The sequence below is a fragment of the Streptomyces graminofaciens genome (assembly GCF_030294945.1).
Taxonomy (GTDB): Bacteria; Actinomycetota; Actinomycetes; order Streptomycetales; family Streptomycetaceae; genus Streptomyces; species Streptomyces graminofaciens.
On the sequence record NZ_AP018448.1, the window covers coordinates 5805121 to 5830792 of the forward strand.

Below are 25672 nucleotides of genomic sequence, written 5' to 3' on the forward strand. Positions count from 1 at the left end.
TCAGCCGCGACGGGTCACAGCAAGCCGTCCCACATCTGCTCCAGCAGCACCGACCACCAGCTCTCCGGCGAGGCGAGGGCCGCCGGGTCGAGGGCGGCGAGCTGGGCCTGGAAGTCGACGGTCCAGCGGCCCGCCTGCTCCTGGTTCAGGCCGAACCGCAGCCGCCACATCCGGCCGAGCAGCGCCAGGCAGCGCGCGAACTCCGGCAGACCGGTGTTCACGAACTGCGGCGGTACGGGCGCGCCGCCCGGCCCCGCCTCCACCGGCACCGCCACGATGTTCGCCGTGCCGTACTGCACACAGAGCGCCTTGCCGAAGTCGCTGCCCATGACGAGGTACGAGCCCGCGTCGGCCGCCGGCTGCACCCCGCGCTCGGCCGCGAGCTCGGCCAGCGTCGGTACGGGACGGCCCGGCTGGGCCTGCGCCCAGAAGAACGGGCCCATGTCCACCGGCAGTCCGGCCACCACCAGGGTGTGCGCCACGATCGGCGGGACCCCCTGCCGCGACACCGCCTGCTGGTCGAACCGGAACACACCCGGCCCGAACGCCGCCGCCAGCTCCTGCGCGATCCCCTCCGGCGGGATCGGCGGCGTCGGCTGCACCGGCGGCAACGGCGCCCGCACCGGGGCGGGCCGCGCCGGACCGTCCGCGACCTGGTGCAACTCACCCTGGTGGGCGAGGAGTTGGGCCATGCCCTGCTGTCGGCTCGCATGGTCCTTGCCGTACGGGGCGATGGACGTGATGCGGGCGTTCGGCCACTGCTCGCGGATCATCCGCGCGCAGTACGCGCCCGGCAGCTCGCAGGACTCCAGCTCCGTGTGGAGTTCGAGGACCGCCTCCGGCGGGATGTTCATCCCGCGCAGCTCGTGGAAGATCTGCCATTCCGGGTGCGGCGTGCCCGGCGCGGACCGCCGGATCACCTGCTGCTCGGAGCCGTCGGGCGCCCGGAAGCGCAGGACGGCCTGGTAGCCGGGTCCGACGGTCGGCTGACCGCCGGGCTGCTGCGGATAGCCGTACGCGGGCGCACCCGGACCACCCGGCCCGACCGGACCGCCCATCGGCTGACCCGGGTGGCCCGGATGAACGGGATGACCAGGCTGGCCGGGGTGACCGGGCGCACCCGGCGGCATTCCAGGACCGCCGACGGGGCCACCGCCGGGACCGCCCAGCGGAGGCCCGGCCAGCATCGTCTCGGCGTGGTGCACGGGCGCGGGACCACCGGGCACACCCGGCTGCCCCGGAGCACCGGGAATCCCGGGCGCGCCCGGCGGCTGCGGAGCCCCCGGACCACCGATCGCGGGCCCGGCCAGCATGGTCGCCGCGTGGTGGACGCCACCGGCGGGCGTACCGCCGGGCGGGTGCGGGACGCCGGGCTGACCGGGAGCACCGGGCACACCGGGCTGCCCCGGAGCCCCAGGAGGCCCGGGCGGCTGCGGCGCACCGGGACCGCCGATCGCCGGCCCCGCCAGCATCGTCGCCGCGTGGTGCATGCCACCGGCGGGCGTGCCACCGGGCGGATTCGGCACCCCCGGCTGACCCGGAGCGCCAGGCACCCCCGGCTGGCCAGGAACCCCGGGCCGGCCCGGCGCCCCAGGACCGCCCAGGCTCTCGGGCCCGTCCGGCCCCAGCTGCGACACCAACTGCGTCGGCGCGTACGAGCCCCCGGGCACACCCGGCGCGGGCGGCGGCGTCGCACCCGGCCGCGCGCCCGGCGTCCCCGGGGTGCCCGGCGGAGCCGGAGGCGGCGGCGTACCCGGACCCGCGCCCCGGCCACCCCGGCGCGGCGGCGGACTCGCCTTGCTCGTCGCGGCGTCGGCGATGTCACCCGCGTGGGGCGGCAACGGACGCCCCGGCGCGGGCGTGTCGGAACCCTGCGGATAGCCGTACGAAGGCGCAACCGGACCACCGGGACCGCCCGGAACACCGGGAGGCGGCGTACCAGGACCGCCCGGCCCCTGCGGATACCCGTACGACGCCCCGCCGGGTCCCGTCGGAACACCCGGAGGCGGCGTACCCGGGCCCGCCGGCCCGCCGGACACACCGAGGTTCGGACCGGCACCGCCCACCGCCGGGGACACCGCCGTCCGCGGCAGCTGGCTGCCGCCGGACATCAGCGCGGTCCTGTCGTCCGGCAGCACACCGGAGGACGGCGTGCCGTCCTCGACGTCGTCCACATCCGTCAGCGGCGGCGCGAACACGGTCTGCGGCAACGCCACCGAACGGTCGTCCTCGGCGTCCGCGTTGGTGTCCGTCCCGGCCCAGGGGGTCGCCCCGGCCGGCACCGCGTCATGCGGCTCGGCGTCCCTCGGCAGCGGCACCGCGTCCCGCACCTCGTCCTCCACCGACGCCGCCGCCGGCCACGGCGTGGCATCGGCGGGCGTGGCGCCGGGGCTCGCCGAAGGCACGGGAGCCGCGTCCGCGACCACCGGGCCCGGCAGCGTCTCGGGCACCCCCGGCCCCGCCAGCGTCTCGGGCGTGGTCACCGGCCCGGGCATCGTCTCGGACAGCGAACCACCGCCCCCGGCCGCCCCATCGCCCCGGGCCGCCCCATCGGCGCCGACGGAGTCCCCGGCGTCGTCCGCCGCCCCCGTCCGGTGATCCGGGATCCCCAGCTTGTCCGCCGCCTCCTGCAGCCACTCCGGCGGAGTCAGCAGGAACGACGTCTGGTTCAGATCCACCCGCGCCGGAGGCGCCGGCGCGGGCGCCGGGACCGCGTCGCTGCGGCCGTACTCCTCCTCGAACAGCCGGATCACCTCGCCCACCGGCAGCGACGGCCACAGCGTGGCCTCCCCGCTGTCCCGCGCGATGACCAGCCGCTGTGCGCCACCGTCGGAGCGCGGGCCCTCGGCCCGGTCCTCGGCCCACACCACGAACCCGAGCTCGAACTCCCGCACCCGCACCTCACGGTGCTGGTAGCCGGGCACGTCCCCGTTGATCCACTCCTCGGCGCGCTGCTGCGCCTGTGCGAACGTCACCATCGAAAACTCACTCCCCCACCGAGGACGCCGAGGACGCCGACGCGACCGGCACGGCACGCGCGAAGCCACCGTCCACCATCAGGTTCGCCACCGTCTCCAACTCCGGCGGATTGCCCGCCAGCCGGGACAGGAACACGTCGAAGTCCTCGCCGCACGGCATCAGCAGCCGCTCCACCCGATCCGCCGGGGCCCACGAGGGATCGACGTCACGGGCGTCGTCGTACGCGCAGAACCACACCGAACCGATCCGGTCGCCCTTCACCTTCACCGCGAGCAGCCCGCCCTGTACGAACGCCACCCCCAGATAGTCCTTGGTCAGGTGGTCCCGCAGGCACTTGTTCACATACACCAGGTCATTGACCGCGGCCTCGTCACGCACCGTGAAGAACGGCTGGTCGACCAGCAGCCCCAACTCCGCGTCCAGCGCCGCCCCGACCGGAGCACAGCCGCCCGCGGCCTTGAGGAACGAGCGGTACGCCCCCGGCAGCCGGTACCCGAGGTCCTCCTCGACACCCAGCACCTGCGACTCGGTCACCGCCACCGCGGAGGTCTTCGGCAGCCCGAAGTGCGCCGGCCGCGTCTCCTGCAACGGCCGCGTGCCCCGCTTGTGCTGCTCCACCCGAGCCGTCGCGATACCGCCGTGGTGCCGCAGCAACGCCTTCACCTCGACCGGCACCAGCTCCAGCCGCCGGCTCCCCACGACGTGGTGCCACGTCCACCCGTGCGGCGTCGCCACCGCCGGGATCGTGTCCCACAGGTCGTGCCCGGAGGCCGCCAGCGCCGCGTTCGCGGACACGTAGTCCGTCAACCGCAGCTCATCGACGCCGAACCCCTCCGGGGGATCCGCGATCTCCGCCGCGGCACGCGCGTAGGGCGAGAAGTCCGGGTAGCCGTGCGCGTCGACACGTACGCCCCTCGGATGACGCGCGGCCCGGACCGGGTCCGGAAACTGCACGACCTGCCCGGCGTAGGCCGCGTTCGGCGGCGCGGCTTGCTGCCCGAGCCGACCTGTCGTCATGGCGGTAGCCCCCTGCGGCGTTCTCTGTGTGGCTGTCTTGGCGGAACTGGCTGAACTGGTCGAACTGGCGGAACGACCGGCCGGACAGCCGGCTGGACGGCCCGTTCCCGGCCCGCTCCGACTGCCCTCGACCGCTCTCCCGCACGGTCCTCGTAAGGTCCCCGTACGGGTCGCGGTCATCGACAGCCTATGCGGTACGACGACACCGGTCACCGGGCCTCCGCTTCCGTGACCAGCCGTCACACCACCCTCACCGTGCGCCGAAGCCCGGGCGTGTCGCACAGCCCCAGCTTCCGCACCGGCCACGGCGTTTGGCACTCTGTGTCCGCTGACGGGGGATGTAACAGGAGGGGACGACGATCATGAACGGGACTCAGGCGAACACCTCGGGTGATCCCCGCATCGGCTGGAGCACCACGGAACAGCCCCACGCACCGGCCCTCCTCCATCGCCGCGACGGCATTCTGCCCACCGTCGCCGCCGCCCTGTCCGTACGCGGCGAAACCCTCACCGGCACCGCCGCCAGAGGCGACCAGGCCCCGCCCCTGCACCCCCTGGTCCAGGAATTCCTCGACTCCCTCGCGACCGCCCAGCGCGACCGTTTCACCGGCCGCTGCGCCGAGGCCATCCTCATCTCCCGGCACATCACCGCCGCCGACGCCGCCCGCAGCAGACGTGCCCTCCGCAAGCCCATGACCAACGGCGAGGCCCGCAAGGCCCTCAAACAGGCCAAGCTCACCACCCGCCACATCCGCGAGGACGGCGACCCCCTGCACGGCGCCTTCGCCACCCCCTGCCGCTCCTGCACGGCGCTCAGCGCCCACTTCGGCGTACGCGTCGTCGACCCGACGCAGGAACCCTGACGGCACCGCAGCACGTCTTCCATCCCGCACCACGGCAAGACGGCAGGACGCGCAGCCGGCTGAGCGACGCCGAGCCCACTGAACCCGGTAGGCCCGGTGAGCCCACTGAGCGACGCACGGCCCGTTCACGTACGCGTATACGCGTGCACCTGTGAACGCGTCCCCGCCGATGTCCCAACCCACGACGAACGAAGGGCAGATGCACACCGACCGCACCTCCACCACCCGCTTCTCCGTCCCCGTGGACGTCGCCCTGCGCGCCGCCGGCTGGCAGCCCGGCCGCTGGGACATAAAGCAGGCGGAGATCTGGGCCGACACCCTGCGCGACCACGCCTCCCCCGCCGGCCACCGCCACGCGGTCTTCCCGGCGGCGGTCGAGGCATGGGCGGAATTCGGCGGCCTCCGCCTCACCGCCCAGGGCCCCGGCCGCCGCCTGGCCCCCGTCGGCCTCCATCTCGACCCCCTGCACGGCCTCCACATGGCCCGCACCCTCGGCGACCTCGGCCGCGCCCTGGACACCGAGGTCTGCCCCCTCGGCCACGAGACGGACACCCGGTCCCTCCTCGCCATCGACACCGAGGGCCGCGCCTACGCCCTCGACCACACCGGTGACTGGTACCTGGGCCCCACGGTCGACGCCGCGCTGACGACGTTGTTGTCCGGCATCGAGCCGGTACGGATGGCCGCGGGCTGAGCGTGGGCGCCTGACAGCTCGGGGCCGCGGGTCGTGTCGCGGGTGCGGGCAGGTTGTGGCTGATCGCGCAGGTCCCCGCGCCCCCGGAAGATCCGGGCGCGTACTCTCGCCCGCCTGCGGGGCAACCGCGCCGCCGAGCCGTACACAGCTGTGGGCCATCACGCCGGAACTTGTCGCGCCTGCGGGCCACCACGCCGGGACCTGCCGTGGCTGTGGGCCACCACGCCGGGACCTGCCGTGGCTGTGGGCAATCGCGCCGCTGAGGCGGCAGCCACCCGGCAGCGGCGGGGCTCAACCTGTCGTAGCTGCGGGCGTTCGTGCCGCCAGAGCCCTCCTGCTGGATCTCCGTGGAGGCAGGGCGGCACGGGTGGGCGCAGCGGCACCCCGTGAGCGCCGGGCCGCGCGACCTACCCCCGCCCGACCGAAGCCGCCGGGCGCCGCACACCCCCGCCCCGCCGGAGGCCTACGCCGGGATCACCGCCGACACCCGGAACCCGCCCGCCTCGGTCGACCCCGACACGAACACGCCCCCCAGCTCGGCCACCCGCTCCTTCATCCCCAGCAACCCGTTCCCCCCGCTCGGCAACCGCGCAGCCCCCGCCGCCCCAGGCTCCGGCGGCGGTTCGTTCTCCACCTGCATCGCGATCTCCGCCGCCCGGTGCGCGAGCCGCACATGCGTCTTCGCCCCCGCCGCATGCTTGTGCACGTTCGTCAACGCCTCCTGCACCACCCGGTACGCCGTCTGCTCCACCTCCGCCGCATACGACCGCACCTCCCCCTCGACCGACAGATCGACCACCATCCCCGCGGCCGCCGACTGCCCGACCAACTCCTCCAGCTCGGCGAGACAAGGGCCCTCCCCCGATTCGTCCTCGGCCCGCGAAGCCGCAGCGGCAGCCGCGGCGGCAGCCCCCACCGCGGCCAACGGCACCGGCTCCACCCGCCGCTGGGACGAGAACTCCTCCCCCGACCGCAACACCCCGAGCATCTCCCGCAACTCGGTCAACGCCTGCCGCCCCATGTCCCCCACCAACGCGGCGTTCCTGACGGCCTTCTCAGGATCCTTCCGAGCCACCGCCTGCAGAGCGGCCGCGTGCACCACCATCAACGACACCCGATGCGCGACCACGTCGTGCATCTCGCGCGCGATCCGGGTCCGCTCCTCCCCCCGGGCCCACTCCGCCCGCTCCTCCGCCCGCTCCGCGAGCAACTGAAGCTCCCGCTCCAGCGAATCCGCCCGCTCCCGCAAGCTCTCCATCAACCGCCGCCGCGCCCCCACGTACAGGCCCAGCAGCACAGGAGGCGCCGTGGTGCCTATCGCCATCGTCAAAGCCATGAAGGGCGCGAACCAGTCCCCGGTCACCGCCGAGTCCGCCCGCACATTGCCCTGCGTCGTCTCCACGAACCAGACGATGAACACCGCCGCGAACGACATCCCCGACAGCGCCCCGATGATCCGCCGGGGCGCCTCCGACGCGGCCAGCGTGTACAGCCCGACGACGCCCATCAGATACCCCATCTGAGCGGGCGCGACGGCGATGAACACCAGCACGACGGCGACGGGCCACATCCGCCGCACCAACAACACCGACCCCGCGCCCGCCCCGAACACGACCCCCACGCCCAGCGGCAGCGCGGCCCGCTCCGCGAACGACACGCCCTCCACCGCGCACTCGACCGCCGACGCCAGCGCGAGCCCCCAGTCGAGCACGGCCCCCCGCCACCGATCCCACCACCAGGGCCCGGCCCTGCCCCCGGCCTCGGTACGGACTTCCCCCGTCGTGGTCATGACTCCAGCCTACGTTCGGCCGCCCCCGCTTTTCCGGCGAGTTTCCCGTACTGGCCCGCACCACCCCCGGCATGCGAACGGAAGCGAAACCACCCGCTGTCCCTCGAACTGCCGAGTCGGCGTCGACGAACCGCGTTCAACACAGCGCGGATCTACACCGTCGCGTGGAAGGCGCCCGGTACGGCATAGTAGGAAGCGCCACTCAGCGATCAGGCCGAATGTCCGGTTCGGTCGACTTCAATCCCCCGTGGTGTAATTGGCAGCACTGTGGCTTTTGGTGCCATCTGTCCGGGTTCGAGTCCTGGCGGGGGAGCTTCGCTTGGTTCGGGTCCTGGCCTACGGGTCGGGGCCCGTTCACATTTCCCCCCAACAACACCCCGGTATCCTGCGGATGTCCCCACCCGTCCAAAGCCGAAGGGCATCCCCGTGAGCGCCAATCGCCCGGCCGCCGTCGTCGTACTCGCAGCGGGTGAGGGCACCCGTATGAAGTCGGCCACACCCAAGGTTCTGCACAGCATCTGCGGCCGCTCCCTGGTCGGCCATGTACTCGCCGCCGCCCGCGAGTTGGACCCGGAGAACCTGGTCGTGGTCGTGGGACACGCCCGCGAGCAGGTGACCGCGCACCTCTCCGAGATCGACCCCGCCGTCCGTACGGCGGTCCAGGCGGAGCAGAACGGCACCGGCCACGCCGTCCGGATGGGGCTGGAGGAGCTGGGCGGGACCGTCGACGGGACCGTGGTCGTCGTCTGTGGTGACACCCCCCTCCTCACCGGCGCCACCCTTCAGGCCCTCGCCGCCACCCACACCACGGACGGCAACGCCGTCACCGTGCTGACCGCCGAGGTCCCGGACGCCACCGGCTACGGCCGTATCGTGCGCGACGACGTCTCCGGTGCCGTGACGGCCATCGTCGAGCACAAGGACGCCACCGAGTCGCAGCGCGCCGTCCGTGAGATCAACTCCGGTGTCTTCGCCTTCGACGGCCGGCTGCTCACCGACGCCCTCGGGAAGGTCCGGACGGACAACAGCCAGGGCGAGGAGTACCTGACCGACGTGCTCGGGATCCTGCGCGAGGCCGGGCACCGGGTCGGCGCCTGTGTCGCCGGCGACCACCGTGAGATCGCGGGGATCAACAACCGCGTACAGCTCGCCGAGGCCCGTCGCATCCTCAACGACCGGCTGCTCACCGACGCCATGCTCGCCGGTGTGACCGTCGTCGACCCCGCCACCACCTGGATCGACGTCACCGTGACCTTCGAGCAGGACGCCCTCGTCCACCCGGGCACCCAGCTCCTGGGCGCCACGCACCTCGCGGAGGGCGCGGAGGTCGGGCCGAACTGCAAGCTGAAGGACACCCGGGTCGGCGCCGGCGCCCGTGTCGACAACACGGTCTCCGACAGCGCCGACATCGGGCCGCAGTCGTCCGTCGGACCGTACGCCTATCTCCGTCCCGGCACCCGTCTCGGCGCCAAGGGCAAGATCGGGACGTACGTCGAGACGAAGAACGCGTCGATCGGGGAGGGGACGAAGATTCCGCACCTCTCCTATGTCGGGGACGCGACGATCGGCGAGTACTCCAACATCGGTGCCGCGAGCGTGTTCGTGAACTACGACGGGCAGGAGAAGCACCACACCACCGTCGGGTCGCACTGCCGTACCGGTTCGGACAACATGTTTGTGGCGCCTGTCACGGTCGGGGACGGCGCCTACACCGCGGCGGGTTCGGTCATCACGAAGGACGTGCCGCCCGGTTCGCTGGCCGTGGCCCGTGGCCAGCAGCGGAATATCGAGGGTTGGGTGGCTCGAAAGCGCCCGGGGAGCGCGGCCGCGAAGGCGGCCGAGGCGGCTTCCCGGGAGGCGGAGAGCGAAAGCTGACCGGGAACGGGTGCGTCAAGGACGACGTACTGTGATAAGTGCACACCCGCACCCCAGCTGAGCCGTTTCGCCATGCCCAGCTGAGAAACCTCTGAGGAGACAGTGCTGTGACCGGGAACAAGACGACCGGCGAGAAGAAGATGATGTTCTTCTCCGGCCGCGCACACCCCGAGCTTGCCGAGGAGGTCGCCCAACAGCTGGGTGTCGGGGTCGTCCCGACGAAGGCCTTCGACTTCGCCAATGGCGAGATCTACGTCCGCTACGAGGAGTCGGCGCGTGGTGCGGACTGCTTCCTGATCCAGAGCCACACGGCGCCGATCAACAAATGGGTCATGGAGCAGCTGATCATGATCGACGCGCTGAAGCGCGCGTCGGCCCGCTCCATCACGGTGATCGTGCCGTTCTACGGTTACGCCCGTCAGGACAAGAAGCACCGTGGGCGTGAACCGATCTCGGCGCGCCTGGTGGCCGATCTGATGAAGACGGCGGGCGCGGACCGGATTCTGGCCGTGGATCTGCACACGGACCAGATCCAGGGTTTCTTCGACGGACCGGTGGACCACCTGTTCGCGCTGCCGCTGCTCGCCGACTACGTGGGCGACAAGGTGGACCGCAACAAGCTCACCGTCGTCTCGCCGGACGCGGGTCGTGTGCGGGTGGCCGACCGCTGGTGCGACCGGCTGGGCGCGCCGCTGGCGATCGTGCACAAGCGGCGTGACAAGGACGTCGCCAACCAGGTCACCGTGCACGAGGTGGTCGGTGAGGTGAAGGGGCGCGTGTGCGTCCTCGTCGACGACATGATCGACACGGGTGGGACGATCTGTGCCGCCGCCGACGCGCTGTTCGCGCACGGTGCGGAGGATGTGATCGTGACCGCGACCCACGGTGTGCTGTCGGGTCCGGCGGCGGACCGGCTGAAGAACTCGAAGGTGAGCGAGTTCGTGTTCACGAACACCCTGCCCACGCCGGGCGAGCTGGAGCTGGACAAGATCACGGTCCTGTCGATCGCGCCGACGATCGCGAGCGCGGTGCGCGAGGTGTTCGAGGACGGTTCGGTGACGAGCCTGTTCGACGAGCAGTGAAGACCGCTCGGTAGCGCTCAGTAGAGATCGTTTTGGGTACGGCCTTCTTCTCCGAGTAGACTCCTTGAGTTGCTCGGCGAGGGAGGCCGTTTCCCGTCCTACGACGGTGGATACGGCGGTCCGTTATCGACGCGCTCTTCGTAGCAGGCCGTTCGTGGCCGGGTGACCACGTCCGTCCTACCTCTACGAGGAGTGATCATGTCCGAGGTCAAGATCTCCGCCGAGACCCGCAGCGAGTTCGGCAAGGGTGCGGCCCGTCGCATCCGCCGTGACGCCAAGGTTCCCGGTGTTCTCTACGGTCACGGTTCCGACCCGATCCACCTGACCCTTCCGGGCCATGAACTGCTGCTCGCGCTGCGTACGTCGAACGTCCTGATCTCCCTGGACATCGACGGCAAGACCAACGAGCTGGCCATCCCGAAGTCCGTGCAGCGTGACCCGATCAAGGGTTTCCTGGAGCACGTCGACCTGCAGCTGGTCAAGCGCGGCGAGACGGTCACCGTCGAGATCCCGGTGCACGCCGAGGGTGAACTGAAGTCGGGTGGCAACCTGCTGGAGCACGTGCTCAACGCGCTGCCGGTCGAGGCCGAGGCCACACACATCCCCGAGGCCCTCACGGTCTCCGTGGCGGGCCTGGAGGCCGGTGCCTCCATCCTCGCCAAGGACATCACGCTGCCCAAGGGTGTCACCCTGGCCGTCGAGCCCGACGCCGTGGTCCTGCAGGTGCTGGCCGCGCAGGCGGAGGAGCCGGCCGAAGAGGCCGCGGGCGACGAGGCCGCCGAGGCCTGATCCGCGGTTCAGCCGTAGTCGTCCCAGCCGCCGCTTCCTTCACGGGGAAGCGGCGGCTGGTTCGCGTATGAATGGAGACATGCACGTGACGACCGATGCCACCGCGCCCTGGCTCATCGTGGGCCTGGGCAACCCCGGGCCCGAGTACGCGGGCAACCGGCACAATGTCGGCTTCATGGTGGCCGATCTGCTGGCCGAGCAGATCGGGGGGAGGTTCAAGCGGGCCGGGAAGGCGCAGGCGCAGGTCGTGGAGGGGCGGATCGGGCCGCCGGGGCCGGCGAACCGTCGGGTGATCCTGGCCAAGCCGATGTCGTTCATGAACCTGTCGGGTGGGCCGGTGAACGCGCTCAAGGACTTCTACAAGGTGCCGGTCTCGAACATCGTCGCCGTTCACGACGAGCTGGACATCGACTACGGGGCCCTGCGGCTCAAGATCGGTGGCGGGGACAACGGGCACAACGGGCTGAAGTCGATGACGAAGGCGTTCGGGCCGGACTATCACCGGGTGCGGTTCGGGATCGGGCGGCCTCCGGGGCGTATGCAGGTGGCCGATTTCGTGCTGAAGGACTTCTCCTCCGCCGAGCGCAAGGAGCTGGACTACTTCGCGGACCGGGCGGCGGACGCGGTGGAGTGTCTGGTGATCGAGGGGCTGGAGCGGGCGCAGGGGACGTACAACTCCTGACGTACGACTCGTGAGGTGGTCGTTCGGTCGACTCCTGAAGTGATCGTCGGTCGACTCCTGAGGTGGTCGTTCGCTCGGCTCCTGAGGCGGACTTCCTGCCGGCTCCCGAGGCTGTTCCGCGGTCGGTGGTTCATGGCCGTGGCCTGCGAGGGTTGACCGACCGCTGGGCTATGACCAATGATCCCGGCCATGCCTGCCACCACCGCCGCCCACGCGAAGCGTGCGAAGCGCGCGCCGCGCGTCGCGCGCCCCGGTGTGTCCGGCGCGCTGCGGTACGGGCGGCTCGGGGTGATGGGCGCGGTCGCGCTGGTGATCCTGGTCGCGGGGGTATGGGGTTCCTGGGGCGGCGCCCAGCATCTGCTGCTGAGCAAGGGGCGCGAGCAGGGGACGATGAAGGTGACCCGGTGCGACGGGGAGACCTGCTGGGGGCCGTACGAGCCGGCGTCGAAGGGGTACGAGCCGCGGGCGCGGGTCGACATCGAGAACTCGGCGGCGGTGCGGACCGGCGAGACGTACACGGTCGTGGTGAAGCCGGGGAGCCGTGAGGTGGTGCGGACGGGGCCCGCGGGGATGCTGCACGCCTGGGTTCCGATGGGCGGGGCCCTGATGCTGGCCTCGGTGATCGTGGCGGGTGGTCTGCGGATGAGCCGGTCGGCGTGGGTGCTGGGCGGCGCGGGGATCGCGCTGATCACGGCGGCCTGGGTGGCGCTCTGAGCCGGGCCTCATGGATACGAACGGTGCCCCCACGGTCGTACGACCGTGGGGGCACCTTCGTGTGTGCGGGTGGTCAGCCGGTGTTGCGCAGGCCGGCCGCGACGCCGTTCACCGTGAGGAGCAGGGCTCGGGCGAGAAGGGGATCGGGGGTCTCCCCGGCGGCGGCGGCGTCGCGCTGGCGCTTGAGGAGGGCGACCTGGAGGTAGGAGATGGGGTCGAGGTAGGCGTCGCGGATGGCGAAGGTCTGCTGGAGGACGGGGTGCGCGTCGAGCAGCTTGTCCTCGCCGGTGATGCGCAGCACCTCGCGGACGGTCAGCTCGTGTTCGGCCTGGATGGTGGCGAAGACGTGCTTGAGCTCGTCGGGGACGAGGGTGTCGACGTAGTGCTGGGCGATCCGCAGGTCGGTCTTGGACAGCGTCATCTCGACGTTGGAGAGGAAGTTGCGGAAGAAGTGCCACTGTTCGTGCATCTCTTCCAGGACCGTGTCGAGGCCGGCTTCGCGCAGCGCCTTGAGGCCGGAGCCGACGCCGAACCAGCCGGGCACGATCTGCCGTGACTGGGTCCAGCCGAAGACCCACGGGATGGCGCGCAGGCCGTCGAGTCCGGCGCCGGAGTCGGGGCGGCGCGAGGGCCGGGATCCGAGGTGCAGGTCGGCGAGCTGGTCGACGGGGGTGGAGGCGAAGAAGTACGCCGGGAGATCGGGGTCCTCGACGAGGCGGCGGTAGGCGGCCTCGGCGGCGTCGGAGACGACGTCCATGGCGGCGTCCCAGCGGGCCAGGGCTTCGACGGACTGGCGGGGGGCGGTGTGCAGGGCGGAGGCCTGGAGGGTGGCGGCGACGGTCAGTTCCAGGTTCTCGCGGGCCAGCGAGGGGACGAGGTACTTGTCGGAGATGACCTCGCCCTGCTCGGTGACCTTGATCTCGCCCTCCAGGGTGCCCCAGGGCTGGGCGAGGATCGCGTCGTGGGAGGGGCCGCCGCCGCGGCCGACGGTGCCGCCCCGGCCGTGGAAGAGCCGCAGTCGTACGCCGTACCGGTGGGCGACGTCGCGCAGGCGGCGCTGTGCCCGGTGGATCTCCCACTGGGAGGTCGTGATGCCGCCGAACTTCGAGGAGTCGGAGTAGCCGAGCATGACCTCCTGGACGTCGCCGCGCAGGGCGACGAGCCGCCGGTAGGAGGGGTCGGCGAGCATGTCCTCCAGGATCGTGTCGGCGGCCTTGAGCTCGTCGGTGGTCTCCAGCAGCGGGACGATGCCGATCTTGGCCCAGCCGGCGTGCAGGTCGATGAGCCCGGCCTCGCGGGCCAGGACGGTCGCGGCGAAGACGTCGTCGGCGCCCTGGCACATGGAGATGATGTACGACTCGATGACCTCGGCGCCGAAGACGGCGAGCGCCTTCTTGACGGTCTCGAACACACCGAGGGTCTTGGCGCCGCCGGCGTCCAGCGGCGCGGGGGTCGGGGCCAGGGGGCGGCGGGAGCGCAGCTCACGGGCGAGGAGCTTGTGGCGGTACTCGCGCGGCATGTCCTCGTAGCGCCAGGACTCCTCGCCGAGGCGGTCGAACAGCTGACCGAGGGCGTGGTGATGGGCGTCGGCGTGTTCGCGGACGTCCATGGTGGCGAGCTGGAGGCCGAAGGCGGAGAGCGTGCGGATGGTGCGGTTCATCCGGCCCTCGGCGAAGAGGCCGCCGCGGTGCTCGCGCAGCGAGGTCTGGATCAGCGTCAGGTCGCGGATCAGCTCGGCGGTGCCCAGGTAGTCCCGGCCGGTCTCGTGCGGGATGCCCTTCGCCAAGCGCTGCTTGGTGTTCTCCAGCTTCTGCCGGATGCAGGTGGCCTTGAGGCGGTAGGGCTCCTCGGCGTTGAGGCGCTTGTAGCGGGGGCTGATCTCGGGCAGCGTCTCCAGGTCGGCCTGCAGCGACGACAGCAGCTCTTCCGTGGCACCCGTGTAGCGGATGGAGTTGGAGAGGAAGCCGCGCAGTTCGTCGATCAGTTCGAGGGCGTCGTTGATGCCGTGCTCGTGCTGGAGGATGAGGACGTCCCAGGTCACCTGGGGGGTGACATTGGGGTTGCCGTCGCGGTCGCCGCCGATCCAGGTGCCGAAGGTGAGGGGGCGGGTGGCGTCGGGGAGCGTCACGCCGACCCGCTCCAGCTCGGCGGTCAGGTCCTCCAGGACGTCGCCGACGGCGCCCGCGTGCAGCTCGTCCAGGTAGTAGATGGCGTTGCGGGCCTCGTCGGCGGGCTCCGGGCGTACGACACGCAGCTCGTCGGTCTGCCAGACGAGGTCGATGTTCTCGGCCAGCCGGGTGTCGTAGCGGCGACGGTCTGACTCGATCACCGGGGTTTCGAGGAGCGCGGCGATGCGCCGGAGCTTGTTCAGCACCGAGCGGCGGGCGGCCTCGGTGGGGTGGGCGGTGAAGACGGGGCGCACATTGAGGTTCTTGACCGACTCGCGCAGGTGCTCGGGGTCGGCGTCCTTGAGGCGGTCGGCCGTCCGGGCGAGGAGGCCGCCCTCGGCGGCGCGCTTGGCGCGCAGTTCCCGGCCTCGGTGGACCTGCTCGGTGACGTTGGCGAGGTGGAAGTAGGTGGAGAAGGCTCGTACGAGCTTGGCGGCGGTCTCCAGTTCGGTGCCGCGCAGCAGCTCGGCGGCGGCCTCGCCGTCCTCGCGGGTCAGGCGGCGGACACGCTCGACCAGTTCCAGGAGTTCGGGGCCCTCCTGCCGTACGAGGGTCTCGCCCAGCAGATCGCCGAGGCGCCGGATGTCGGCGCGCAGCTCGCTGCTGACGGTCGTGGTCTGGTCGTCGGCACTGCTCACAGGTGCGGCTCCTTGCAGTGTTGAAGCTCGTCTGGGAGGGAACCCGGGGTGTGTCGCCGGGCGGCCCGGCGCCGCATCCGCTTCGTGGGCTTGGCATCCGGGCAGGATTCAGAGCGGACCGCGCTGTCCGACCGACTCCCAGAATAGGTGTCCATCCGGCCGCACAGGCCGGTAGGTGCCCCCATGGTGGCACGGAGTGCCATGTGTTCACCGAGCCGGTCGGCCCTGGTCGGCTCCGGCCGGTCCGGTACCGGTCGGTAGCGGTCGGTTCTGGTCGGTACCGGTGGGTCCCGGCGGGTCGTGGCGGGTCGTGGTTGGTCCGGCGCAGGTCGGTTCGGTCCCTGGCCGATCCAGCCCAGAACCGTCCGACCCAGAATCGTCCGTCCCCGATCCGTCCGCCCCCGAACGGTCCGTCCCAAGATCCGTCCGCCTCGATCCCGTCCACCCAGATCCGTCCGCCCAGATCCGTCCACCGCCCGATCGGCCCGCCCGGACGCGCAGAGCCTCCCGCTCTTGCCGCCCGGCACCGCGCTGACATACTTACGATGCCGTAGGTTACGGAACCGTAGGGAATGCCGACAGGCACCCCTCGCACGCTGTTGCCGCAGGCACCTCCCCCCTCTCTCCACCCTCGACCCCACAGGGGACGCCCATGAGCACAAGGTCCGATGTGATCGAAGACGCCCGCAAGGCGGCCGACTCCCCAGACGGGGGAACGGCCGCCGACGCCCCCACCCCCTCGGCGACACTGGGCGGCGAGCAGAAGCGTTCGATCGAGCAGATCACGCTGCTCCTCTTCATCACCGTCCCGTTCGTGGCACTGCTCGCGGCGGTCCCGATGGCCTGGGGATGGGGAGTGAGCTGGCTGGATCTCGGCCTGCTGGTGTTCTTCTACTACCTCGGGTGCCACGGCATCACGATCGGTTTCCACCGCCACTTCACGCACGGTTCGTTCAAGGCGAAGCGGCCGCTGAAGATCGCGCTGGCCATCGCGGGTTCGATGGCCGTCGAGGGCCCGCTCGTGCGCTGGGTGGCCGATCACCGCAAGCACCACAAGTTCTCCGACGCGGAGGGCGACCCGCACTCGCCGTGGCGGTTCGGCGAGACCGTTCCGGCGCTGATGAAGGGCCTGTGGTGGGCCCACATCGGCTGGATGTTCGACGAGGAGCAGACCTCGCAGGAGAAGTACGCCCCGGACCTGATCAAGGACAGGACGCTCCGGGCGATCTCCCGCCAGTTCATCCTCTGGACGGCTCTCTCCCTCGCCCTGCCTCCCCTGATCGGCGGACTGGTGACGATGTCCTGGTGGGGCGCGTTCACGGCGTTCTTCTGGGGCTCGCTCGTCCGGGTGGCGCTGCTGCACCACGTCACCTGGTCGATCAACTCGATCTGCCACGCGGTCGGCAAGCGCCCGTTCAAGTCCCGCGACCGCTCCGGCAATGTGTGGTGGCTGGCGGTGCTGTCGTGCGGCGAGTCGTGGCACAACCTCCACCACGCCGACCCGACCTCCGCGCGGCACGGCGTCGAACGGGGCCAGCTGGACTCCTCCGCTCGCCTGATCCGGTGGTTCGAACAGCTCGGTTGGGCGTCCGATGTCCGCTGGCCGTCACGCTCACGTATCGATTCCAGGCGCAACACGGCTGAGGACGGCTCCCAGCGCCGGAAGGAGACCGCTGACGCGGCATGATTGACGGCGTGGCGACCGACTCCAGCAGCACCCCGAGCAATGACAAGCCGCGGCGTGTGCGCCGCACCCGGATGACGGGGGCCGAGCGCCGAGCACAGCTGCTGGAGATCGGTCGCACGCTGTTCGCCGCGAAGGGCTTCGAGGCGACGAGCGTCGAGGAGATCGCGGCGAAGGCCGGCGTCTCCAAGCCCGTCGTCTACGAGCACTTCGGCGGCAAGGAGGGCCTGTACGCGGTGGTCGTGGACCGCGAGATGCGGCGCCTGCTGGACATGGTGACCAGCTCCCTCACTGCCGGGCACCCCCGCGAACTCTGCGAGCAGGCGGCGTTCGCGCTCCTGGACTACATCGAGGAGTACACGGACGGGTTCCGCATCCTGGTCCGCGACTCCCCGATCCCTCAGTCGACGGGTTCCTTCGCCTCGCTGATCTCAGACATCGCCACCCAGGTGGAGGACATCCTGGGCCGCGAGTTCAAGAGCCGCGGCTTCGACCCCAAGCTGGCGCCGCTGTACGCCCAGGCCCTGGTCGGCATGGTCGCCCTGACCGGCCAGTGGTGGCTGGACGTACGCCGCCCGAAGAAGGCCGAGGTCGCCGCGCATCTGGTGAACCTGGCGTGGCACGGGCTGGACGGGATGGCACAGAAGCCGCGGTTGATCGGGCATCGGAAGAGCTGAACCATCCGCGCACAAGGTTCACCTTGTGGCATCATGTGCGCATGACTGAGATCACGATCAGCGCGGCCCGTTCCCAGCTCGGCGACTTGGTCCGCCGGGCGGCGCACGGCCGCGAGACCATCGCCCTCACCGATCATGGTCACGTGGCCGCGCTGCTCGTCTCGCCCCAGGTGATAGAGGATCTCGAAGACGCCCTCGCAGTCGCGGACTACCAGCGACGCAAGGCCGAGGGCACGCTTGAACCCGGCATCCCCATGGCAGAGGTACGCAGGCGACTGGGGCTCGAGCAGAAGTGACCTACGAGATCAGCTTCGAGCCGCACGCCCTCAACTCCGCGGCCCGGTTCCTTCAAGAGGACCCAAGCGGCCTCGCCCTGGTTCTGGACACCATCGACAAACTGGCCGACGATCCGCGTCCGGCAGGATCGACTCCGTACGGCTCACCGGACCTCCGCCGCCTGCGCATCGGCGACTACCGGGTCCTGTACGTCATCGAAGACGACGTGATCCACATCCTCGTCACCCACCTGGGCCGCACGGCCTGAACATCGGCCGCGGGCCACCGCCCTCAGGCGGAGCGCAGCCGTGTCGTCTCCAGCAGTTCGTCCGCCATCCGCACCGCCGGCCCCTCCGTCTGTTCCGCGATTCTCCGGAACGTCTCCTGGGCCTGCAGGGCGGGCCACCCCTCCGGCAGGTGCTGGACCGGCAGCCGGGGGTCGTTGCGGATGATGCGGAGCCATTCGGTGACCAGGCGGAGCCGGGTGGCGATGGGGTCGGCGTCGGGGGTCGTCTCGGTGGTCCAACGCTTGTCGAAGGCGACGTAGCGCGCCGCGAGCGCCTCCAGGTCCCAGCTCTCCCGGATCATCAGCCCCACGTCGGTGAACTCCTCGGCGCGCGCGTGGAACACCTTCACATGTGCGTCGAGCCCCAGCTCGGACACGATGTCCCGGACGTCGACCCGCCCCGGAGCGATCCACAGACCGCTGTAGAGCGCCCCGAACCCGGACCAGCCGAGCCGGGAGCGCAGATCGTGCCGCTGGCGCTGCCAGGACTCGGGGAGGGAGAAGCCGAGGAGGGTCCAGGTGCCGTCCCAGTCCTCGTTGACCGCGCCGTCGCGCCAGATGCGCTGTCCGCCGTCGCGCAGGACGGAGCGGGCGGGCGCGGTGAGGCCGAAGAACATCTTCCGGCCCTCGCGCTGGCGCCGCAGCAGCCCCCGGTTGACCATGCGGGTGAGGGTGGACCGCACCGCCTGTTCGCCGGTGCCGACCCGGCCGAGTACGTCGATGATGCTGCCGGAGTAGACGCCGAGGCCGCCCTCGCCGCGTTCCAGCACGTGGTTGCCGAAGAAGGCGAGCACGAGTGACTGGGGTCGTAGCTGGGGGGCGGAGACAGCCCCGGCGTCAAGGGCTTCCGAGGCTTCCAGAATCTCGTCCTCCACGGTGACAGCCTACGGCGCGACCCGCGCCCTGAAGGGGCGCGGGTCTGTATCGATGTGCGGCTCCGCCGCGTGGGCGCGAGCAACCAAGGACGGCCCGCAGCCGCATCACGGCCGCAGTACGCCGGTTCGCCCGGCGGAGGGCACGGCGGTGGTGTCGCCCAGCGAGTCCTGGTGGGTCTCGCGTACGAACCAGACGGTGACGGCGGTGACGGCGGCGCCACCGCACAGGAGGAGGGCGACGGGGGTGCTGTCGCCGCTTCCGCCTACGAGGCTCTGGGCGATCAGCGGGGAGAACCCGGCGCCGATGAGGGTGGCGAGCTGGTAGCCGAGGGAGGCGCCGGTGTAGCGGACCCGGGTGCCGAACATCTCGGTGAGCAGCGCGCCGAGCGGCCCGTACATGACCGACTGGGCGATGCCGTGGCCGAGGATCACGGCGAGGATCAGCAGCCCGGGCGACTTGGAGTCGACCAGGGCCAGGACGGGGAAGGCGAGGGCGGCGGAGGCGATGGCTCCGGTCAGGACGACGGGGCGGCGTCCGACGCGGTCCGAGAGCGCGGATGCGCACGGCAGGACCACGAGGGCGACGGCGGCGGAGCAGGTCAGGGCGGTCAGCACCTGGGGGCGGGGGTAGCCGATCCCGGTGGCGTAGGCGATGAGGTAGCTGGTCAGCAGGGACTGGGCGGTGAAGGCGCCGATGCCGACGCAGGCGGCGAGCAGCAGCGCGCGCGGCCGGCGCAGCACGTCGACCAGCGGCAGCCGGGCCTCCGCCCGCTCGTCCTTGACCTTGGCGAACAGCGGGCTCTCGACGACCTTGAGCCGCACGAACAGACCGACGCCCAGCAGGACGACGCTCAGCAGGAACGGGACGCGCCAGCCCCAGGCGGTGAACTGGTCGCGCGGCATGGCGACGACCAGGGTGACCACCACGGAGGAGAGCAGGGAGCCGAGCGGTGCTCCCATCTGCGTGAAGCTGGACCACAGGCCACGGCGCTTCTCGCCGGCGTGTTCGACGACCATGAGGGTGGCGCCGCCCCACTCACCGCCGATCGCGATGCCCTGGACGACGCGCAGGGTGATCAGCAGGACGGGAGCCCAGACCCCGATGGTCTCGTAGGTAGGCAGCAGGCCGATGAGGAAGCTGGCGCCGCCCATGAGGCCCATGGTGAGCAGAAGCATGGATTTACGGCCGAGGCGGTCGCCGAAGTGGCCGAAGACGATGCCGCCGAGCGGGCGGGCGAGATAGCCGGCGGCGAAGGTGCCGAACGCGGCGATGGTGCCCACGGCCGGGTCGGCGCCGGGGAAGAAGAGTTCGCCGAAGACGAGGGCGGCGACGGTGCCGTAGACGAGGAAGTCGTAGAACTCCACGGCCGTGCCGAGCAGCCCGGACAGGGCGACCCGCCTCAACTGCCGTGTGCGCTGTGTCTGTTCGGCTTCGGCGGCGGGGTTCGGGGGTGGTGATGCGACGGGGGACGAAGGCATCGCGGTCTCCCTTGAGCGGAGGGGGGAGGAGGGAGGGACACCGTGAAGGTAGGCGCCTTCATGCCTGCCGTCAATATTTTGCACAACATCGACTCGGGGTCGTCGTCGACGCCTCAGCGGGGTTCCAGGAACTCCAGCCGGTTGCCCACCGGGTCCTCGGAGTAGAAGCGGCGGTGGCCCGGGAGGTCGTCGTCCCAGGTGACGGGCGCCCCGCGCGCGGCGAGCCGGGCCGCGTACGTCTCGATGCCACGAACCCGCAGCCCGGGGTGGGCCTTCTTCGCCGGCCGAAAGCGGATCTCGACCCCCAGATGCAGGTGCACGGCCCCGGCCTGGAACCAGCAGCCGCCGCGCGCCGCGAGGACCGGCGGCTTCGGGACCTCGGTCATCCCGAGGACACCGACGTAGTACGCGCGCAGTTCGCCCTCGGAGCCCGGCGGCGCGGCGAGCTGGACATGGTCGACGGCGACGACCATCAGGCGACCTCCTTGCGGGCGACGACGAAGATGCGCCGGAACGGGAAGACCGTGCCGTGCGCGCCGGCCGGATAGGCCTCGCGCAGCAGGGCCCGGTACTCGGCGACGAACGGCCCGGCGTCCTCGCCGAGCTCGGTGAGCACGGGCCTGAGGCCCGTCCCCTTCACCCAGTCCAGGACGGGGTCCTCGCCCTGGAGCACATGGATGTACGTCGTCTCCCAGGCGTCGACCGCGCAGCCGAGGCCCGCGAGGACGCCGAGGTAGGCGGCGGGGGTGCGCACTGCGTCCTCATGCCTGAGCGTCCGTCCGAGGCGGTCCCGCCAGCGGGCGGAGTGGGCGAGTTCGCGCATGAGGCGGTGGCTGGGCGAGTCGAAGTTGCCCGGCACCTGGAAGGCGAGGGTGCCGCCGGGAGCGAGCGCGTCCACCCAGACGGGGAGCCGCTCGACATGACCGGGCACCCATTGGAGGGTGGCGTTGCTGACGATCAGGTCGTACGGCTCCGGGGGTACCCAGGTGCGGACGTCGGCCGGGGCGAAGTCGATGCGGCCGCCGCCCGGGGTGGGCCCTTCGTGGTCGACGTGGGCCTTGTCGAGCATCTCGGGCGAGTTGTCGTAACCGGTGATGTGAGCGGTGGGCCAGCGGTCGGCGAGCAGCCGGGTGACGTTGCCGGGGCCGCAGCCGAGGTCGGCGATGCGGGGCCGGTCGCCGGGCGGGTCCGGGACGCGGGCGAGGAGGTCGGCGAAGGGGCGGGCACGGTGGCCGGCGTGGCGGAGGTACTGGGCGGGGTCCCAAGTGGTCATGGCAACCACCTTCCCGCGTCCTTTATCTCGATGTCAAGAGACTTCATCCCAAGTGTCTTCACATCAAGAGTCTTTATTCCAAGAGTCTTTACGACAAGAAGCTTGATGCCAAGAGACTTCATGTCGACACAACCATTACACTGATCGTCATGGAGGACGAGGTCGATCGGCTGGTCGCAGCGTGGCGCCGGGAGCGCCCCGACCTCGACGTGGAGCCGCTGGAAGTACTGAGCCGGGTGAGCAGACTCGCCCGGCATCTGGATCGCGCGCGCAGGCTGGCGTTCTCCGAGCATCAACTGGAGCCCTGGGAGTTCGACGTACTGACGGCGCTGAGGCGCGCCGGGTCGCCATATCAGCTCTCGCCCGGTCAGCTGCTCACGCAGACGCTGGTGACCTCGGGCACGATGACGAACCGTATCGACCGGCTGGCGAAGAAGGGCCTGGTCGAGCGGCTGCCCGACCCCAGCGACCGGCGCGGTGTGCTGGTCCGGCTGACGGACGAGGGCCGGGACCGGGCGGACCAGGCGCTCGCCGGACTCCTCGACCAGGAGCGGGCGATCCTGGCCGAGCTGTCCCGGTCCCAGAGGGGCGAACTGGCGGCCCTGCTACGCCAGTTGACCGCACCGTTCGACAACATCCCCGGTTAAGGGCCTGCCGGGCGGATCCCGCCAGAGAGGCGGGGTGGCACGCACATCTGCAGACGCCGGGGCCTGGCACGCACATCTGTGGCGTTGTCGTAGGTTGCCACTCCCTCAATCACCGGCGGCTATCAGGCGCTGCTGCTTTCCTCCGGCAGGATCCGCCCGGCGGGCCCCAAGTCGACCGGTCCGACCCCGGCGCGGCGCGCGAGCGCCACGGCGGCGAGGGTGCTGTGGACGCCCAGCTTCCCGAGGACGTTCTGCATATGGGTACGGACGGTGTGCGGGGAGAGGAACAGGCGCTCGGCGACGGCCTTGCGCCCCAGCCCCGCCACCATGCATCGCAGGACTTCCCGCTCACGCGGAGTGAGTGACTCAACAAGCCGCTCACTCTCCGTGCGGTGTTTGCGGGCGGCGGTCAACTCACGCAGCACACCCGTGAGAAGCGCGGGCGGCAGATGCGTCTCATCCCGCAGCACGCCTCGGATGACCGTGAGCAACCGGGACAGCGAGCAGTCCTTGGCGACCCAGCCGCAGGCCCCGGCCTGCAACGCGAGCGCGGCCCGGCGTGGATCGTCCTTCTCGGCGAGGACGACGGTCCGTACGCTGGGCTGCCCCTGGCGCACCCCGGCGACGAGCGAGATGCCGTCGACGAGGCCGTCCTCGCTGCCTTCCTGCACGGCCTGTATGCCTATCGCGGCGGGACGCGCGCCGGGGGCATGACACCCGAGGTCGGCGTCGACGAGCAGTACGTCGAACTTGCGGCCCTCCGCCGCCGCGCGTTCCAGGCAGCGCAGCGCGGCGGGGCCGCTGCCGGCCGCGGACACGTCGACGTCCGGCTCGGCGGCGAGGGCCGCGGCGAGCGACTCGGCGAAGATGCGGTGGTCGTCGACGACCAGGACTCGGATGCGAACCACTGAAACCCCCACTGGTCGGGGGACAACCGGCGCGGGTACGGCGCGCGGAGTGGTCCCCGGCTTCACACCTGGGACGGGGCTGCCGCAGCCGCACGGCCGCCGCCGTGCTGAACCGCTACCCCCACTCCGGGCGTCGTACCCGAACTGTCTCGCCCCCTGATCAGCACCGGCCCCCACCGATGCTGTTCATCAGGGTACGGCCGGGCGGCAGGAGCGGAAGGTAATTTGCAGAACTGGTTGGCCAGCGCGTTTATGGTGTGCCGCATGTTTCGTATCGAGACAGAAGTCGACAAAGTGCGAGCCCAATTGCTGCGTTCCCGGTTGCGGGACAGCGACACGGCGGCCTCGCCGATCCTCCGCTCCCTGCGCGGAACCCCTGCTGAACGGGAAGCTCCGCTCCAGGTGTGGGCGCTGGACGGAGCGGGTGGCCTGGTGGGCGGGCTGGTCGGCCACACCTGGGCCGGCTGGCTCCATGTGACCTGTCTGTGGGTCGACGAACGGCACCGGGGAGCGGGTCTCGGTTCGCAACTGCTTTCGGAGGCGGAACGATTGGCCGTCGCCGAGCGGGGCTGCCGGGCGGCCCGCCTGGAGACCTGGGACTTCCAAGCACCGGAGTTCTACCAGCGGCTCGGGTACGAGGTGGTGTGCGTGATTCCGGACTATCCGCCCGGGATCACGGAGTACACGCTGACGAAAAAGCTCAGCTGAGCAGTCGCGGCGAGGTCCAGGCCGCGTGGCGGAGGATCGTGCGGACGGTGACGCTGTCCGGGGCCAGGCCGAGCGCCGCGTTGTGTACGGCGATGGCGGGGGGCGGTCCAATCGCTGCCCCATGCGTCCGGCTCGGCGGGCGGCACGGGCTACGGCCTGGCTGCGCGGGCGTCCAGGGCACGCATGCCGTTGGCTGCCAGGGAGATCCCGGCGCCCGCGTCGTCGAGGGCGCCCGTGGGCTCGATCCGCTTTGACGGACATCCGAGATCAGGGGTTCCGCCACCCGTGCCCAGCCCCCGTAAACACGCGGTGGTACGGACGTTCCTGGCGGCCCAGGGTGTGACCGACCCTGCGGGGCGCGCCATCACCCTGTTGACCTGCGTCGATGGGCTGGTCTTCGAGCGGCGGATGGCTGGGGGAGAGGGGTGCTGCGGAGGGAGGACGTCTTGATGTTGGTGGTGGCAGGACTGAGCCCGTCGGGCGGGGCTGAGCGGCCCGGCGCCGGCGCCGTTCGGGAGATCCCATAGAAGTCACGCACTCGGCATCGTGGTCGAGGCAGGCTCCGATACTCAGTGGCCTCACCGGGTCACCATTGGACGGTGGTTGAGTACGGGCACTCATGTTTGCCATCCGATGCGTGTAGCACGATTCCACACATGCCACAGCGACCCCGCCATCTCAGACCACTCTCGAAGACGCTCCTGACTCTGGCCACAGTGTTCGGCCTGATCGGGGCTGTGGGGCTGCTGCGGCTGGCCGACCGGATCTGGAGCGGCGCCCCCTACCCGGTCGCGGATCCAGCGGCCACGGCTCAGCGTCTGGACCGTCATACCCAGGCCGTGTACGACGTGCTCGGTCTGCCGAACGCCGAATTGAAGTCGGGCTACGGCAACGACGGAAACGGATACGGCTGCCACTACAGAGGGCTGCGAAACTTGTTCAAGCAATTGCCGAGCACCCCTCCGAGCGTTCCGGGCGTGGTCGACGTCAGCAATGAATGGGCAGTTAAGGGCAATTCCACAGCCGAGGTGCAGGCGGCTCTGCGGCGAGCTCGAAAGGCACTGAACGCCCAGGGGTGGCAGGTCACCCGGTACAGCCGTATCAAGGACATGATCGACCTGGTTGTGCGGCCCCCGGGTTCCGTCGACTCGGTCCGGATCAGCACATACCCGCGGGGCCTGCTGACGGTCTCCGCGTACGCCGCATGCGCCCGCTACCCGTCGGGCACTCTGCTGGACGACTTGGGCATGCCGAAACTTCCTGCGCAGCGGGCACCGACCCAGCTTCGCGGCTGACGGCTCGGGCTCCTGGGCGGTGAACTCAGCCGTACCAGGTGATGTTGCAGACGTAGACGCACTCATGGCGCGACACGGCGAGGAAGCAAATGAAGCCTCCCGCGGAGAAGGTCGAACTCGCGCAGGCCACCTTCCTTGTCCGTGGGGCGGCCGACCTGCACAGAATCGGGTCCGAGGGCAGCGAACTCGGTGGCGAGCCGATCGACCTCGGCGACGACGCCGGGAGGAAGCCCTCCAGTGACGTACTCCTCGCTCGTTTTAGTCCCAGGTCCAG

At 71.0% G+C, this 25672-nt stretch carries 23 protein-coding genes and 1 tRNA gene; 15 read left to right on the plus strand and 9 right to left on the minus strand.

Annotation, left to right across the window (positions count from 1 at the left end; all coding sequences use genetic code 11):
- Positions 1-14: 14 nt before the first annotated feature.
- Positions 15-2978 (minus strand): SUKH-4 family immunity protein, encoded by a 2964-nt coding sequence (locus SGFS_RS24780; protein WP_286253537.1) that lies wholly within the window; start codon positions 2976-2978, stop codon positions 15-17.
- A 7-nt stretch (positions 2979-2985) separates the two neighbouring features.
- Complete coding sequence (locus SGFS_RS24785) at positions 2986-3996, minus strand: SMI1/KNR4 family protein (protein ID WP_286253539.1); 1011 nt, start codon at positions 3994-3996, stop codon at positions 2986-2988.
- Positions 3997-4358: 362 nt separating this feature from the next.
- Between SGFS_RS24785 and SGFS_RS24790 the strand changes: the two genes are divergently transcribed.
- Positions 4359-4859: a YwqJ-related putative deaminase gene (locus SGFS_RS24790; protein WP_286253540.1), complete on the plus strand. Its 501-nt coding sequence runs from the start codon at positions 4359-4361 to the stop codon at positions 4857-4859.
- A gap of 199 nt (positions 4860-5058) precedes the next feature.
- Positions 5059-5553 (plus strand): SUKH-3 domain-containing protein, encoded by a 495-nt coding sequence (locus SGFS_RS24795; RefSeq protein ID WP_286253543.1) that lies wholly within the window; start codon positions 5059-5061, stop codon positions 5551-5553.
- Positions 5554-6016: 463 nt separating this feature from the next.
- Here the strand turns inward: SGFS_RS24795 and SGFS_RS24800 are convergent, their stop codons facing one another.
- Positions 6017-7342: a sensor histidine kinase gene (locus SGFS_RS24800; RefSeq protein ID WP_286253544.1), complete on the minus strand. Its 1326-nt coding sequence runs from the start codon at positions 7340-7342 to the stop codon at positions 6017-6019.
- Positions 7343-7583: 241 nt separating this feature from the next.
- On the opposite strand from SGFS_RS24800, the gene SGFS_RS24805 reads away from it, so the two are divergent.
- The 6 genes from SGFS_RS24805 to SGFS_RS24830 all read left to right on the plus strand — a co-directional run bounded on the left by SGFS_RS24805 (position 7584) and on the right by SGFS_RS24830 (position 12484).
- Positions 7584-7655 (plus strand) — tRNA-Gln (locus SGFS_RS24805).
- 113 nt (positions 7656-7768) lie between these two features.
- Entirely contained in the window at positions 7769-9217 is a 1449-nt protein-coding gene (glmU, locus tag SGFS_RS24810) for a bifunctional UDP-N-acetylglucosamine diphosphorylase/glucosamine-1-phosphate N-acetyltransferase GlmU (RefSeq protein WP_286253546.1), read from the plus strand.
- 107 nt (positions 9218-9324) lie between these two features.
- Positions 9325-10299, plus strand: coding sequence for a ribose-phosphate diphosphokinase (locus tag SGFS_RS24815; protein WP_286253547.1), 975 nt, complete (start codon positions 9325-9327; stop codon positions 10297-10299).
- A 198-nt stretch (positions 10300-10497) separates the two neighbouring features.
- Complete coding sequence (locus tag SGFS_RS24820; RefSeq protein WP_286253548.1) at positions 10498-11088, plus strand: 50S ribosomal protein L25/general stress protein Ctc; 591 nt, start codon at positions 10498-10500, stop codon at positions 11086-11088.
- A 79-nt stretch (positions 11089-11167) separates the two neighbouring features.
- Positions 11168-11770, plus strand: a complete 603-nt coding sequence (gene pth / locus SGFS_RS24825; protein WP_286253549.1) for an aminoacyl-tRNA hydrolase — start codon at positions 11168-11170, stop codon at positions 11768-11770.
- 189 nt (positions 11771-11959) lie between these two features.
- Positions 11960-12484, plus strand: a complete 525-nt coding sequence (locus SGFS_RS24830; RefSeq protein WP_286253550.1) for a hypothetical protein — start codon at positions 11960-11962, stop codon at positions 12482-12484.
- A 73-nt stretch (positions 12485-12557) separates the two neighbouring features.
- Here SGFS_RS24830 and ppc read toward each other — a convergent pair whose 3' ends face one another.
- Positions 12558-15290, minus strand: coding sequence for a phosphoenolpyruvate carboxylase (gene ppc / locus SGFS_RS24835; RefSeq protein ID WP_286253552.1), 2733 nt, complete (start codon positions 15288-15290; stop codon positions 12558-12560).
- A 652-nt stretch (positions 15291-15942) separates the two neighbouring features.
- Here ppc and SGFS_RS24840 point away from each other — a divergent pair.
- Genes SGFS_RS24840 through SGFS_RS24855 form a run of 4 tightly spaced genes read left to right on the plus strand, consistent with a single transcriptional unit; the run spans position 15943 to position 18195 of the window.
- A complete protein-coding gene (locus SGFS_RS24840) occupies positions 15943-16977 on the plus strand; it encodes an acyl-CoA desaturase (protein WP_286253553.1) in 1035 nt (344 codons plus the stop codon).
- Entirely contained in the window at positions 16974-17651 is a 678-nt protein-coding gene (locus SGFS_RS24845; protein ID WP_286253555.1) for a TetR/AcrR family transcriptional regulator, read from the plus strand. Before SGFS_RS24840 ends, SGFS_RS24845 begins: the two co-directional genes overlap by 4 nt.
- A gap of 41 nt (positions 17652-17692) precedes the next feature.
- Entirely contained in the window at positions 17693-17947 is a 255-nt protein-coding gene (locus SGFS_RS24850; RefSeq protein ID WP_286253557.1) for a type II toxin-antitoxin system Phd/YefM family antitoxin, read from the plus strand.
- The gene (locus tag SGFS_RS24855) at positions 17944-18195 is read left to right on the plus strand and encodes a type II toxin-antitoxin system RelE family toxin (RefSeq protein ID WP_286253558.1); all 252 of its coding nucleotides are present in this window, start codon (positions 17944-17946) and stop codon (positions 18193-18195) included. The genes SGFS_RS24850 and SGFS_RS24855 overlap by 4 nt, the downstream gene beginning before the upstream one ends.
- A gap of 23 nt (positions 18196-18218) precedes the next feature.
- Here the strand turns inward: SGFS_RS24855 and SGFS_RS24860 are convergent, their stop codons facing one another.
- The 4 genes from SGFS_RS24860 to SGFS_RS24875 all read right to left on the minus strand — a co-directional run bounded on the left by SGFS_RS24860 (position 18219) and on the right by SGFS_RS24875 (position 21840).
- On the minus strand, positions 18219-19088 hold the full coding sequence (locus SGFS_RS24860) for a PaaX family transcriptional regulator (protein ID WP_286253559.1): 870 nt from the start codon (positions 19086-19088) through the stop codon (positions 18219-18221).
- 105 nt (positions 19089-19193) lie between these two features.
- Positions 19194-20567 carry an MFS transporter gene (locus SGFS_RS24865; protein WP_286253560.1) on the minus strand — a complete coding sequence of 458 codons (1374 nt, stop codon included), beginning with the start codon at positions 20565-20567 and terminating at the stop codon, positions 19194-19196.
- A gap of 113 nt (positions 20568-20680) precedes the next feature.
- The gene (locus SGFS_RS24870) at positions 20681-21040 is read right to left on the minus strand and encodes a VOC family protein (protein ID WP_286253561.1); all 360 of its coding nucleotides are present in this window, start codon (positions 21038-21040) and stop codon (positions 20681-20683) included.
- Positions 21040-21840 (minus strand): trans-aconitate 2-methyltransferase, encoded by an 801-nt coding sequence (locus SGFS_RS24875; RefSeq protein ID WP_286253563.1) that lies wholly within the window; start codon positions 21838-21840, stop codon positions 21040-21042. The genes SGFS_RS24870 and SGFS_RS24875 overlap by 1 nt, the downstream gene beginning before the upstream one ends.
- 149 nt (positions 21841-21989) lie before the next feature.
- On the opposite strand from SGFS_RS24875, the gene tamR reads away from it, so the two are divergent.
- Positions 21990-22487: a MarR family transcriptional regulator TamR gene (gene tamR, locus SGFS_RS24880; protein ID WP_286253565.1), complete on the plus strand. Its 498-nt coding sequence runs from the start codon at positions 21990-21992 to the stop codon at positions 22485-22487.
- Positions 22488-22609: 122 nt separating this feature from the next.
- Here tamR and SGFS_RS24885 read toward each other — a convergent pair whose 3' ends face one another.
- Positions 22610-23395 carry a LuxR C-terminal-related transcriptional regulator gene (locus tag SGFS_RS24885; RefSeq protein ID WP_286253566.1) on the minus strand — a complete coding sequence of 262 codons (786 nt, stop codon included), beginning with the start codon at positions 23393-23395 and terminating at the stop codon, positions 22610-22612.
- A gap of 252 nt (positions 23396-23647) precedes the next feature.
- On the opposite strand from SGFS_RS24885, the gene SGFS_RS24890 reads away from it, so the two are divergent.
- Together SGFS_RS24890 and SGFS_RS24905 are read left to right on the plus strand one after the other, a co-directional pair.
- Positions 23648-24103, plus strand: a complete 456-nt coding sequence (locus SGFS_RS24890; protein ID WP_286260049.1) for a GNAT family N-acetyltransferase — start codon at positions 23648-23650, stop codon at positions 24101-24103.
- A 716-nt stretch (positions 24104-24819) separates the two neighbouring features.
- The gene (locus tag SGFS_RS24905) at positions 24820-25398 is read left to right on the plus strand and encodes a hypothetical protein (protein WP_286253567.1); all 579 of its coding nucleotides are present in this window, start codon (positions 24820-24822) and stop codon (positions 25396-25398) included.
- The last annotated feature ends 274 nt before the right edge of the window (positions 25399-25672 follow it).